This is a genomic window from Pseudomonas sp. EA_105y_Pfl2_R69 (genome assembly GCF_963970915.1).
GTDB lineage: Bacteria > Pseudomonadota > Gammaproteobacteria > Pseudomonadales > Pseudomonadaceae > Aquipseudomonas.
Genome location: NZ_CAXAOO010000002.1, coordinates 583,143 through 596,111, shown reverse-complemented (window position 1 = coordinate 596,111; position 12,969 = coordinate 583,143). Strand labels below are relative to the sequence as shown.

At 63.4% G+C, this 12,969-nt stretch carries 11 protein-coding genes; 10 read left to right on the top strand and 1 reads right to left on the bottom strand.

Annotation, left to right across the window (positions count from 1 at the left end):
- Positions 1-30 precede the first annotated feature (30 nt).
- Genes AACY13_RS08610 through AACY13_RS08590 form a run of 5 tightly spaced genes read left to right on the top strand, consistent with a single transcriptional unit; the run spans position 31 to position 5,060 of the window.
- Positions 31-1,494, top strand: coding sequence for a cytochrome c oxidase subunit II (locus AACY13_RS08610; protein ID WP_339460760.1), 1,464 nt, complete (start codon positions 31-33; stop codon positions 1,492-1,494).
- Positions 1,495-1,535: 41 nt separating this feature from the next.
- Positions 1,536-3,308: a cytochrome c oxidase subunit I gene (gene ctaD / locus AACY13_RS08605; RefSeq protein ID WP_339460758.1), complete on the top strand. Its 1,773-nt coding sequence runs from the start codon at positions 1,536-1,538 to the stop codon at positions 3,306-3,308.
- Positions 3,305-3,982 carry a cytochrome c oxidase subunit 3 gene (locus AACY13_RS08600; protein ID WP_339460757.1) on the top strand — a complete coding sequence of 226 codons (678 nt, stop codon included), beginning with the start codon at positions 3,305-3,307 and terminating at the stop codon, positions 3,980-3,982. The genes ctaD and AACY13_RS08600 overlap by 4 nt, the downstream gene beginning before the upstream one ends.
- A 4-nt stretch (positions 3,983-3,986) precedes the next feature.
- Complete coding sequence (locus tag AACY13_RS08595) at positions 3,987-4,694, top strand: heme-copper oxidase subunit III family protein (protein ID WP_339460755.1); 708 nt, start codon at positions 3,987-3,989, stop codon at positions 4,692-4,694.
- Positions 4,695-4,715: 21 nt separating this feature from the next.
- Positions 4,716-5,060 carry a cytochrome C oxidase subunit IV family protein gene (locus tag AACY13_RS08590; RefSeq protein WP_339460753.1) on the top strand — a complete coding sequence of 115 codons (345 nt, stop codon included), beginning with the start codon at positions 4,716-4,718 and terminating at the stop codon, positions 5,058-5,060.
- Between the two features lie 30 nt (positions 5,061-5,090).
- Here AACY13_RS08590 and AACY13_RS08585 read toward each other — a convergent pair whose 3' ends face one another.
- Positions 5,091-5,645: a magnesium transporter gene (locus AACY13_RS08585; RefSeq protein WP_339460752.1), complete on the bottom strand. Its 555-nt coding sequence runs from the start codon at positions 5,643-5,645 to the stop codon at positions 5,091-5,093.
- Between the two features lie 419 nt (positions 5,646-6,064).
- On the opposite strand from AACY13_RS08585, the gene AACY13_RS08580 reads away from it, so the two are divergent.
- The 5 genes from AACY13_RS08580 to nirD all read left to right on the top strand — a co-directional run bounded on the left by AACY13_RS08580 (position 6,065) and on the right by nirD (position 12,848).
- Positions 6,065-6,244 (top strand): hypothetical protein, encoded by a 180-nt coding sequence (locus tag AACY13_RS08580; RefSeq protein WP_339460750.1) that lies wholly within the window; start codon positions 6,065-6,067, stop codon positions 6,242-6,244.
- A 474-nt stretch (positions 6,245-6,718) separates the two neighbouring features.
- On the top strand, positions 6,719-7,930 hold the full coding sequence (locus AACY13_RS08575) for a nitrate/nitrite transporter (protein WP_339460749.1): 1,212 nt from the start codon (positions 6,719-6,721) through the stop codon (positions 7,928-7,930).
- 203 nt (positions 7,931-8,133) lie between these two features.
- Positions 8,134-9,798, top strand: a complete 1,665-nt coding sequence (locus AACY13_RS08570; protein ID WP_339460748.1) for a bifunctional protein-serine/threonine kinase/phosphatase — start codon at positions 8,134-8,136, stop codon at positions 9,796-9,798.
- A 273-nt stretch (positions 9,799-10,071) separates the two neighbouring features.
- Positions 10,072-12,525 (top strand): nitrite reductase large subunit NirB, encoded by a 2,454-nt coding sequence (nirB, locus tag AACY13_RS08565; protein ID WP_339460746.1) that lies wholly within the window; start codon positions 10,072-10,074, stop codon positions 12,523-12,525.
- Complete coding sequence (gene nirD / locus AACY13_RS08560) at positions 12,522-12,848, top strand: nitrite reductase small subunit NirD (protein WP_339460745.1); 327 nt, start codon at positions 12,522-12,524, stop codon at positions 12,846-12,848. Before nirB ends, nirD begins: the two co-directional genes overlap by 4 nt.
- Positions 12,849-12,969: the final 121 nt, after the last annotated feature.

The window sequence follows — 12,969 nt, the reverse complement described above, 5'->3', positions numbered from 1 at the left end:
CGGGGGCGGCAAGAACAGGATGCACAACATATGGCATTTGCAATCGTCTTGATTCTGCTTGTCGTCGTCTCGGTGCTGTTCCATGTGCTGAGTCCCTGGCAGGCGACAGAAGCCGCCTCCAATTGGGGTTCGATAGACGCCGCACTGTTTATCACCCTGCTGATCACCGGGGCCTTCTTTGTCGCCGTTTGCCTGTTTATGGCGATTGCCATCATTCGCTACCGGCATAAGGCCGGTCGCCGCGCCGCCTATCAGCCCGACAATAAGAAGCTGGAATGGTGGTTGATCGGCATCACCAGCCTGGGCATCGTCGCCCTGCTGGCCCCCGGCCTGGTGGTGTACCACGACTTCGTCCGGGTTCCGCAGGAGGCCCACGAACTGGAAGTGGTCGCCCAGCAGTGGCGCTGGGGCTACCGCTTCCCCGGCCAGGACGGCCAACTGGGCAGCGCGGACAACCAGTGGGTTGACGCACGCAACCCCTTCGGGCTCGACCCCGATGACCCCGCCGGCCAGGACGATATCCTGATCAGCGGCAACGAGGTGCGCCTGCCGCTGGAACAACCGGTCAAGGTGCTGCTGCGCTCCAAGGATGTACTGCACAATTTCTATATTCCCCAGGTGCGCGCCAAGATGGACATGGTGCCGGGCATGGTCTCCTACTTCTGGTTCACCCCGACCCGCCTAGGCGAATTTGAAGTGCTGTGCGCCGAATACTGCGGCCTCGCCCACTACAATATGCGCGGCAAGCTGATCGTCGAACCGCGCACCGACTTCGAACAGTGGCTGGGCAAGCAGCCGACCTTTGCCCAGAGCCTGCGCACGGCCACCAAACCCAGCCAGACCAGCCTGCTTGAGCAGGGCCGCCAGTTGGCGCAGAACAATGGCTGCCAGGCCTGCCATAGCCTCGACGGCAGTGCCAGCCTGGGCCCGACCTGGCAAGGTCTGTACGGCAGCTCGCGACCGCTGGCGGACGGCAGCAGCATCCAGGCCGACGAGGCCTACCTGAGCGAATCGATCCTCGATCCCAAGGCCAGGCTGGTGCAAGGCTACCCGCCGGTCATGGTGCCCTACAGGTTCAAGCAGGAGGAACTGGATGCGCTGCTCGCCCTGATCAAGTCGCTCAACGGCGCTCCGCCAGAGGAACAGGCCCCGGCCGATGCCGCGGCAGCCTCCGACGACCTGGCGGCGCAGGGCCGGCAACTGGCCGGTTCCCTCGGTTGTCTGACCTGTCACAGTATCGATGGCAAGCCGGGCGTCGGACCGACCTGGCAGGGTCTGTACGGCAAGACCCAGACCCTTGCCGACGGAACCTCGGTGGAGGTCGACGAGGCCTATCTCAAGCAATCCATTCGCGATCCCAATGCGGCGGTCGTCAAGAATTTTGCCCCGGTCATGCCGGCCTTCGAACTGACGGATGACGAGCTCGACGCCTTGCTCGCATTGATCAAGTCCACCACCGGCGAAGGTGACAGCACACCGGGAGCAGCACCCTAAACCGCTAAAATGCACTCAACCCTCACCCGGAGGATGACGTGATGGCCTACGCGGAACAGGTCGAAACAGAGGCTCTACACGAACCCAAGAGCTTCCTGACCCGTTATATCTGGAGCCAGGACCACAAGGTCATAGCCATTCAATATTTCCTGACGGCACTCTTTGTCGGCCTGATCGCCTTGGTGCTGTCCGGCCTGATGCGCATGCAGATCGGTTTTCCCGGCAGCCTGGCCTTCATGGATGCCAGCGCCTACTACCAGGCGATGACCATGCACGGCATGATCATGGTCGTCTACCTGCTGACCGCCCTGTTCCTCGGCGGCTTCGGCAATTACCTGATTCCGCTGATGGTCGGGGCCAGGGACATGGTCTTCCCCTACCTGAACATGCTCAGCTACTGGTTCTACCTGCTCTCGGTGGTGCTGCTGCTGGCCAGCTTCTTCGTGCCAGGCGGGCCCACCGGGGCCGGCTGGACCCTCTATCCGCCGCAGGCCATCACCCAGGGCACCCCGGGTACCGGCTGGGGCATCATCCTGATGCTGGTGTCCCTGGCGACCTTTATCGTCGCCGCCACCATGGGCGGGCTGAACTACGTCACCACCGTGCTCCAGGCCCGCACGGAGGGCATGACCCTGTTCCGTATGCCGCTGACGGTGTGGGGCATCTTCATGGCCTCGATCCTGGCCCTGCTGGCCTTTCCGGCCCTGTTCGTCAGTGCACTGATGATGCTGCTCGATAGCCTGCTGGGCACCAGCTTCTTTATGCCCGCGATCATTTCCCTCGGCCAGCAGCTCGACCATGAGGGCGGCAGCCCCATCCTGTTCCAGCACCTGTTCTGGTTCTTTGGCCACCCGGAGGTCTATATCGTCGCCCTGCCCGCCTTCGGCCTGGTCTCCGACCTGATCAGCACCCATGCCCGCAAGAATATCTTCGGCTACCGCATGATGGTCTGGGCGATCGTGGCCATCGGCGTACTCAGCTTCGTGGTCTGGGCCCACCATATGTATGTCAGCGGCATGAACCCCTACTTCGGCTTCTTCTTCGCCATCAGCACCCTGATCATCGCGGTGCCCACTGCGCTGAAGGTCTACAACTGGGTGCTGACCCTGTGGCAGGGCGATATCCACCTGACCGTGCCCATGCTGTTCGCCCTGGCCTTTATCCTCACCTTCCTGGTGGGCGGCCTGACCGGCCTGTTCCTCGGCAATGTGATCGTCGATATCCCGCTGTCGGATACCTACTTCGTCGTCGCCCACTTCCATATGGTCATGGGGGTGGCCCCGGTGCTGGTGATCTTCGGGGCCCTCTATCATTGGTATCCCAAGGTCACCGGGCGAATGATGAACGATCGCCTGGGCCAGCTGCATTTCTGGATTACCTTTCTCGGCACCTACGCCATCTTCTTCCCCATGCATTACCTGGGTTTTCTCGGCATGCCGCGGCGCTACTACGCCTACGACAACTACGACTTCATCCCGCAGTCGGCGCAGGACCTGAATACCTTTATCACCGTCGCCGCCCTGACCGTCGGCGTGGCCCAGTTGTTGTTCCTGTTCAACCTGTTCTGGAGCCTGTTCAACGGCAAGCCTTCGGGTGGCAACCCCTGGGGCGCGAGCAGCCTGGAATGGCAAACGCCGCACACCCCGCCGCGCCACGGCAACTGGGGCGAGCATCTGCCGGTGGTGCATCGCTGGGCCTATGACTACAGCGTGCCGGGCATCACCCAGGATTTCGTCGCGCAAACGGTGTCCGACGAAGAGCTTGAGCTAATGAGGCACCGCGATGCCAGCCCCCAGCCGGAGCCGCGCCCATGACCCCGTCGCTCTTGCGCAACCAGCCGCAGCCAAACCCCGGCAATGCCTGGCAAACTCCATCGGTATCCGGGGTGGACCGGGCACACGCTGCCAAGCTCGGCCTGCGCCTGTTTCTCGCGGTGGTCAGCTCGCTGTTCTTGCTGTTTCTGGTCGCCTTTATCCTGCGCTCGCAAATCCCCGACTGGCAGCCCCTGACCGAACCCATGGCCCCCCTGGCGCAAACCGGTTCGCTGTGGCTCAACAGCCTGTTTCTGATCGCCGCCAGTATCGGCCTGCAGTGGGCCCGGGTGGCCGCCCGCCGGGGTCATGGCAAGACCACTGCCGTCGCCTTTATCCTCGGCGGTGCGCTGGCCATCGCCTTTCTCGCCGGACAGTTCTGGGTCTGGCAACAGTTCGCCGCCCAGGGCTATCTGCTCGCCAGCAATCCGGCCAACAGCTTCTTCTACCTACTGACCGGTCTGCACGCGCTGCACCTGCTCGGTGGCCTGATTGCCTGGGCCAGAACCCTGAGCAAACTGCTGTTGCGTGAGCCAGTGCAGTCGCTCAGTACCAGCGTGGAGCTGTGCGCCATCTACTGGCACTACCTGCTGGCACTGTGGCTGCTGTTGTTCGCCCTGCTGACCAGCACTCCGCAAACCTATGAGGCCATCGCCGCATTCTGCGGCCTGAGGTGAAGCCATGGCAGCGCACCCAGCACCACCGGCAGAGCGTCACAATCCCGTAACCGCGGTCCCCGAAAGCGGCTGGGCCGCCATCGCCAGCGACTGGGCGGCGGATCGCCAGGCGTTCCGCCAGGTCCCCTGGGGCAAGGCGATGATGTGGATATTCCTGATCAGCGACACCTTTGTCTTCACCTGCTTTCTCACCGCCTACATGGCGGTACGCATGACCGCCACCGAGCCCTGGCCGAACACCAGCGAAGTCTTCGCCCTGACCATCGCCGGCAACCACATCCCGCTGATCCTGATCGCCATCATGACTTTCGTGCTGATCAGCAGCAGCGGCACCATGGCCATGGCGGTCAACTATGGCTACCGCCGCGAGCGCGGCAAGACCGGAGCCCTGATCCTGGCAACCGCCCTCTGCGGGGTGGCCTTCGTCGGCATGCAGGTGTTCGAGTGGAGCAAACTGATCGAGGAAGGCGTACGCCCCTGGGGCAACCCCATGGGCGCGGCGCAATTCGGCGCGAGTTTCTTCATGATTACCGGTTTCCACGGCCTGCACGTGTCGATCGGGGTCATCTACCTGTGCGTGATCGCCTGGAAGGTCCTGCGCGGGGTTTACCAACGCTCAGGCAACTATCAGAACGTCGAAATAGCCGGGCTCTACTGGCACTTCGTCGACCTGGTGTGGGTGTTTATCTTTGCCTTCTTCTATTTGTGGTAACCCTGCAGAGGAGCACAGACCATGGCGCAGACACAGGATCAAGGACAGCACCACCCCATCAGTCTGTATCTGAAGATCTGGGCAATGCTGTTCCTGCTCAGCACCCTGTCCTATCTGGTCGACTACTACCAGTTCTCAGGCTACCTGCGCTGGTCGCTGATCATCCTGTTTATGCTGCTCAAGGCAGGCCTGATCGTCGCCGTCTTTATGCATATGGCCTGGGAACGGCTGGCCATGGTCTATGCCATCCTGCTGCCGCCGCTGTGCCTGCTGGTGCTGATCGGCCTGATGGCCAGCGAAGCGGACTATATCTTTATGAGCCGCGTGCTGTTTCTCGGCCAGGGACAAGGCCCCGGCGCGCCATGACAGCGCACGGGGGCCAGGCAGGTGACTTACTTAGATGGTGCGTTTGAATTGATGCCAGCGGTGCAGCCAGGCCACTATCCAGTGCGGCGCTGCCGATCCGGTGCCCGCCGCATTGAGCCGGGGATGATGCTCAATCACCTGCTCCAGGACCGCCTCCTGATCCGCCTCGACATCGACGAAGAACACATGCTTGCCTTCCGCCAGGTTCTGCTTGAAGCGGCGGAAGTGGGCGTTGGGAACCTGAATGCCGAAGAAGCCGCCCTCCCAGGTGCAGAAACCGAACAGCACGATGGCGAGAAAGACAAAGGGTATCCAGCCGGCGGCCGTTTCGGTCCAGCCCATAAAATAAGCGACGACAAGCACCAGGCCAGCCAATAGCACGCCGACCACGGCACCGATCTCGCCAGAATGGACCACATCCTGTTTCATAAACGAGGGCACATCGTGCAGATGATGCTGCTCTACATCGGCATCCTTTTCACTCAGTACATGTATCTGCTCGGTGCCGATACCCTGGGCTTCCAGCTCGTTTTCCAGGCTTTCAAGATCGTCAAGATTGTCGCTGATGTAATAGTGTCTGTTCATCACACACCTCCCATCCCGCTCTGCTGTAGCCCCCCGTTCTACAGCCCATGGCTGAGTCTCACAGGTGGCGTCTGGCCGATACGAACATCGCAGCTCCACTGCCCGGCATCTATGTTCCACAGCATCTATGTTCCACGGTCAAGTCCGAGTATAGCACTCGGGAATTCCCCGCCAGCGTGCGGCTATCGGCCGAGCCGAGCGCCGACCTTGGCAAGCCGGGCTCGAGCCGACAGCAGCGGCCATCCAGCGCGGCAACGGCTTCCGGCCTAAATGCCCCGAGTCGACGAGCGGCACTGAATCCGGCACTCAGGCGCGTTTTTTGCGTTATTTAAGGTCATACGTCGCATAGCAGGCTATCGACATGACAGATCGCGATTCGCCTGCTACGCCTTAGCCATAACGCCAACGGGGGAACCGCCATGCCAACCACGCGCAGCCACGTCCGCCAGGCCGGGCTGGCGAGCAACCTGCTCGCCATCGCCCTGCTTACCCTGCCCATACCGACTCAGGCCATGACCCAAGGCGCGAGCGAGGCCGAGCGCCGCGCCGCCTGCAACGCCCAGGCCGCGCGCGCAGACGCTACAGCCCTGCTGCGTTAAATCCAGGCCAGGCCCAACGCCCGCCATCACCGGCCCGGATCGCCGGGCACCCACTGTCCGCCCCATCCAGGTGCAGCCACTGTCGCAACGCCTCTTTTTGCAGCGCCGCCATCTCGCCTCGTTGTGCGCAGCCCTAGTAAATCGTGGTACCGGTGTGTTGGCGCAGCTTTTGCTTAGCTATAGCTACAAGTAGCCAACGGTGGCTGCTCGACAAACGACAAAGACGTCGCATAGACCACGCCCCAGGGCGACCGGTAGATGCGGCGTTTTTCGTTTTTACGCTCCAGTGTTCGGAGCTGGTGCAGCCCCTGCGATCCAGGGGCTGCGCTTGTAACTCTCTCAACCCAGCTGTGGCTTCGGCCTCAGGGTGCCGCACCACAAGTACGGCACCTCCCCGGCGGGTTGCGGCCGCCGTGTCCACGACCATGGCACGACGCGCCCGCCGGGACCCTTTTTCTGCCGATGAGGTTTGCGATGAATACAAGTTTCTGGAAATCCGGCCACACACCGACGCTGTTTGCCGCGTTCCTCTATTTCGACCTGAGCTTTATGGTCTGGTATCTACTCGGCCCTCTGGCCGTGCAGATCGCTACCGCCCTGGACCTCACCGCCCAGCAACGCGGCCTGATGGTGGCCACGCCGATCCTCGCCGGTGCCGTGCTGCGCCTGTTGATGGGTTTTCTGGCCGATCGCCTGTCGCCCAAGACCGCCGGCCTGATCGGCCAGGTCATCGTCATCGTGGCACTGTTCTGCGCCTGGCAGATCGGTATCCAGAGCTACGAACAAGCACTGCTGCTAGGCCTGTTCCTCGGTTTCGCCGGTGCCGCCTTCGCCGTGGCCCTGCCCCTGGCCTCGCAGTGGTATCCGCCACAGCACCAGGGCAAGGCCATGGGCATTGCCGGCGCGGGCAACTCCGGCACCGTGCTGGCGGCGCTGTTCGCCCCGGGCCTGGCCGCCCTGTTCGGCTGGCAGAACGTGTTCGGCTGGGCACTGATTCCGCTGCTGGCCACCCTGCTGATCTTCGCCTTTCTAGCCAAGAACTCGCCTGAGCGGCCCAAGCCGAAAGCCGCAACCGACTACCTGCGAGCGCTGGGCGACCGCGACAGCTGGTGGTTCATGTTCTTCTACAGCGTCACCTTCGGCGGCTTTATCGGCCTGGCCAGCGCCCTGCCCGGCTACTTCAACGACCAGTACGGCCTGAGCCCCGTGACCGCCGGTTATTACACCGCCGCCTGCGTCTGCGCCGGCAGCCTGATGCGTCCGCTCGGAGGTGCACTGGCCGACCGCATCGGTGGTATCCGCTCGCTGCTGATGATGTACACCCTGGCCTCCCTGAGCATTGCCGCCGTGGGTTTCAACCTGTCCAGTTCGGCCGCCGCCCTGGCCCTGTTCGTCACCGCCATGCTCGGCCTCGGTGCCGGTAACGGCGCGGTATTCCAACTGGTACCACAGCGCTTTCGCAAGGAAATCGGCGTGATGACCGGCCTGATCGGCATGGCTGGCGGTATCGGTGGTTTCCTCCTGGCCGCAGGTCTGGGCACCATCAAGCAGCAAACCGGCGATTACCAGGTGGGCCTGTGGCTGTTCGCCAGCCTCGGCGTACTGGCCTGGTTCGGCCTGTACAGCGTCAAGCGCCGCTGGCGCACAACCTGGGGCTCGGCCGCAGTGACCGCGGCACGCGTGTAAGGCTGCTAATGTAGGGCGGGTACCAACCCGCCCTATTGCCAACAATCCACGGAGAGTTGAGGCAAGGGCGGGGCTGATCGGCAATGCTGTATTGCACTGGTCAGAAACAACGGGTGAAGCCGGCAACGGTGAACTCACGCAGCCGTGTCCAGCCCCGCCTTTGCCTCAACCCTTCGCCCCCTTCACAAGCCCAGGATGACCCCATGGCCCTGCAACTGACCTTCGGCGAAGCCAGCGCCATTGGCCCCAGGGCCGAGAATCAGGATGCCATCCGCGTGGTGACCCCGGCTCCGGCTCTGGCCGCGAGCAAGGGCTACCTGTTCGCCCTGGCCGACGGCGTCAGCCAGTGCGCCGACGGTGGTCTGGCCGCCCGCGCCACCTTGCAGGCCCTGGCCCTGGACTACTATTCCACCCCGGAAACCTGGGCCGTAACCCAGTCTCTGGACCGTCTGCTGGTGGCCCATAACCGCTGGCTGCAAGCCAATGGCGGCGGTCAGCCGCTGCTCACGACCCTCACCGCCCTGGTACTGCGCGGCCGCCGCTTTACCCTGGCGCATGTCGGCGATTGCCGCGCCTACCGCTGGCAGCAGGGCCTGCTCGAACGCATCAGCGAAGACCATGTCTGGGAACAGCCGGGCATGCAGCATGTGCTCAAGCGCGCCATGGGCCTGGATCAGCACCTGGTGGTGGACTACCTGGACGGCGAGTTGCGCGAGGGTGAGTGCTTCGTGCTGGTCAGCGACGGGGTCTGGGCCACCCTGGGCGACAACGCCATCCAGCAGATCCTCCACGACGAACAGGATCTCGCGGCCGCCAGCCGCGCCCTGGTCAACGCCGCGCATCTGGCCGGTAGCCAGGACAATGCCAGCGCCCTGCTATTAAGGGTCGAGGCCCTGCCGGAAAGCGACCTGGCCGATACCCTGGCGCAGCTGGAACATTGGCCCGTGCCGCCGCGCCTGCGCGAGGGGCATGATTTCGAGGGCTGGCAGGTCGAGCGTCTGCTCGCTGAGTCGCGCCAGTCGCTGATGTACCGGGTGCGCGATGCCCAGACGCGGCGCTGGCTGCTCAAGACCCTGCCGCCCAGCCGCGCCGATGAAGCCCAGGCCGGCCCCGCACTGCTGCTCGAGGAATGGTTTCTGCGCCGGGTCGCGGGGCGCTTCTTCGCCGATGTGCATCCGCTGCCGCAACGCCAGCACCTGTATTACGTGCAGCGCGAATACAGCGGCCAGACCCTGGCCGAACACCTGCGCCTGAATGGTCCGCTGGGCCTGCCGGAATGGCTGGACATCGCCCCGCGGCTGATCAAGGCCCTGGGCATGCTGCACCGGCGCAATATCCTGCACCGCGATATCAAGCCGGAGAACCTGCTGTGGGGCGATGACGGCGAATTGCGCGTACTGGATTTCGGCCTGGCCTACTGCCCGGGCCTGTCCCGCGATGAGGCCCATGAGCTGCCCGGCACGCCCAGCTATATCGCCCCCGAGGCCTTTGCCGGCACAGCGCCCACGGCCCAGCAGGACCTCTACAGCGCCGGCGTGACCCTCTACCACCTGCTGACCGGGCATTATCCCTACGGCGAGATCGAAGCCTTTCAGCACCCGCGCTTTGGCCAGCCGACCCCGGCCAGCCGTTATCGCCCGGACCTGCCAGGCTGGATCGACGACAGCCTCAATCGCGCCCTGACCGCCGAGCCCAAGGCGCGCTATGAAACCGCCGAGGAATGGCTGCTGGCCCTGGAACAGGGCGAGCGCAAATCCCTCAGCAGCCGGCCAAGACCGCTGCTCGAACGCGAGCCCCTGCTGGTCTGGCGCAGCGTGGCGCTGTTTTCCCTGCTGCTGAACCTGGCGCTGCTGTTTCTGCTGCTCTGAGCCAAAGCGCACCAATACAGCGCAAGACGCCTTCAAGTAGTGCAGCAACAGCACCGGACAAAGCCCGCAAGTCGCTGAAAAGCCATGAAAAACGCCACTTGCAGAAGTTGGCACAAGCCCTGCATTGCATTTAGCAGAATTAATAAAGCACAGCCTTCAACGTTGAGGGCTGTGCTTCCCGAGAGAACGGGACTTGGACAAAGGCGTCCTCGCTAGGTGACTAGCGGGACGCCTTTTTTGTTTTCCGTGTTTTTTATTCAGGAGATGGCCGGCATGAAAAAACTCAAGCTGGTGATGATTGGCAACGGCATGGCCGGTGTCCGCACCCTCGAAGAGCTGATCAAGCTCGCCCCCGACCTCTACGACATTACGGTGTTCGGTGCCGAGCCGCACCCCAACTACAACCGTATCCTGCTCTCGCCGGTACTGGCCGGCGAGCAGACCTTCGAGGAAATCGTGCTCAACGACCTCAACTGGTATGCGGACAACGGCATCAAGCTGCTGCTCGGGCGCAAGGTGGTGAACATCGACCGCAAGGCCCGTGTGGTGGTCGCCGACGACGGCAGCGAGGCCGAGTACGATCGCCTGCTTATCGCCACCGGCTCCAACCCCTTTATCCTGCCGATTCCGGGCAAGGACCTGGCCGGGGTGATCGGCTATCGCGACATCGCCGACACCCAGATGATGATGGAAACCGCCAAGACCCATAAGCACGCAGTGGTCATCGGCGGCGGCCTGCTTGGCCTGGAAGCGGCCAACGGCCTCAAGCTGCGCGGCATGGACGTGACCGTGGTGCACCTGGGCGACTGGCTGCTGGAGCGTCAGCTCGACAGCACCGCCGGCCGTCTGCTGCAGCAATCGCTGGAAGACCGCGGGCTGAAGTTCCTCCTGCCAAAGCTCACCGCCGAACTGCTGGACAACGGCGAAGGCCGGGTCTGCGCGGTGAAATTCAAGGACGGCGACGTCATCCCCGCCGACCTGGTGGTGATGGCCGCCGGCATCCGCCCCAACAGCGACCTGGCGGAACAGTCCGGGATCGCCTGCAATCGCGGCATCCTGGTCAACGACACCATGCAGACCTTCGACCCGCGGGTTTACGCGATCGGCGAATGCGCCAGCCACCGCGGCATCGCCTATGGCTTGGTGGCACCGCTGTTCGAACAGGCCAAGGTCTGCGCCAACCACCTGGCCCAGCTCGGTTTCGCCCGCTACCAGGGTTCGGTGACCTCGACCAAGCTCAAGGTCACCGGTATCGACCTGTTCTCCGCCGGCGAATTTATGGGCGCAGAAGGCACCGAGACCATCACCCTCTCCGACCCGATCGGCGGCGTGTACAAGAAGCTGGTGATCAAGGACGACGTGCTGGTCGGTGCCTGCCTGTACGGCGATACCGCCGACGGCGGCTGGTATTTCCGCCAGATCCGCGAGAACCACAACGTCAGCGAAATTCGCGACCACCTGATGTTCGGCGAAAACGCCATCGGTGACGCCGGCCACCAGGGTCAGAGCAGCACCGCCAATATGCCCGACGACATGGAAGTGTGCGGCTGTAACGGCATATGCAAGGGCACCATAGTCCGGGCCATTCAGGAAAACGGCCTGTTCAGCGTCGATGAGGTCAAGAAGCACACCAAAGCCGCCAGCTCCTGCGGCTCCTGCGCCGGCCTGGTCGAGCAGATTCTGATCAACACCGTGGGCGGTGCGGCCGACGTCAAGCCGAAGAGCGAAAAAGCCATCTGCGGTTGCAGCGAGCTCAACCACGGGCAGATCCGCAAGGCCATCCGCGACGAGCACCTGACCAGTATCCCGGCGACCATGGCCTTCCTCAACTGGAGCACGCCGAATGGCTGCGCCACCTGCCGTCCGGCGCTGAACTACTACCTGATTTCCACCTGGCCGGGCGAGGCCAAGGACGACCCGCAGTCGCGCTTTATCAACGAACGCGCCCACGCCAATATCCAGAAGGACGGCACCTACTCGGTTATTCCGCGGATGTGGGGCGGCGTGACCAATGCCTCCGAGCTGCGCCGCATCGCCGACGTGGCCGACAAGTACAACGTGCCCATGGTAAAGGTCACCGGCGGCCAGCGCATCGACCTGCTGGGGATCAAGAAGGACGACCTGCCGGGCGTGTGGAAGGACCTCGACATGCCGTCCGGCCACGCCTATGGCAAGTCAATCCGCACCGTGAAGACCTGCGTCGGCAGCGAGTTCTGCCGCTTCGGTACGCAGAACAGCACGCAGATGGGCATCGACCTGGAACACGCGCTGTTCAATATGTGGTCGCCGCACAAGGTCAAACTGGCGGTCTCCGGCTGCCCGCGCAACTGCGCCGAATCGGGCATCAAGGACGTCGGCATCATCGGCGTCGACTCCGGCTGGGAGCTGTATATCGGCGGCAACGGCGGGATCAAGACCGAGGCCGGCGAGTTCTTCGTCAAGCTCAAGACCGCCGAAGAGGTCATGGAATACAGCCTGGCCTTCCTTCAGCTCTACCGCGAGGAGGCCTTCTACCTCGAACGCACCGTGCATTACATGCAGCGCGTGGGCATGGAGCACATCAAGAAAGGCGTGCTGGAAGATGCCGAGCGGCGCAAGGCTCTGCATGAGCGCCTGCTGTTCTCCCTGTCCTTCGAGCAGGACCCCTGGAAGGAACAGCTGGCCAAACCGCAGCTGAAGAAAGAATTCGACCGCATCGCACTGCAGGAACTGGAGGTGCACGCATGAACTGGCTGGATATCTGCGACCTGAATGAAATAAACCCACTGGGTGCCCGCATCGTTGCCGGCCCCAAGGGCGATATCGCCATCTTCCGCACCTCGAGCGATGAGGTGTTCGCCCTCGACGACCGCTGCCCGCACAAGGGCGGACCGCTGTCCCAGGGCCTGATCTACGGCAAGCGCGTGGCCTGCCCGCTGCACAACTGGCAGATCGAGCTGGAGTCCGGCGAAGCCGTGGCCCCGGACCAGGGCTGCGCCCACCGGCACCAGGCCAAGGTGGAAAACGGCCGGGTGCTGCTGGCCCTGAACACCGCCGAGCAATGCGCATAGAACTGTAGGAGCCAGGGAGGACGCCGAGTCCTTGCTGGCGATGCTTTTCGCGGCCTGGATCGCCGGCAGAACCCGCCTCTGCCTGGCTCCTGCAGCAGGCCGCAAACCACGGAGTCGAACG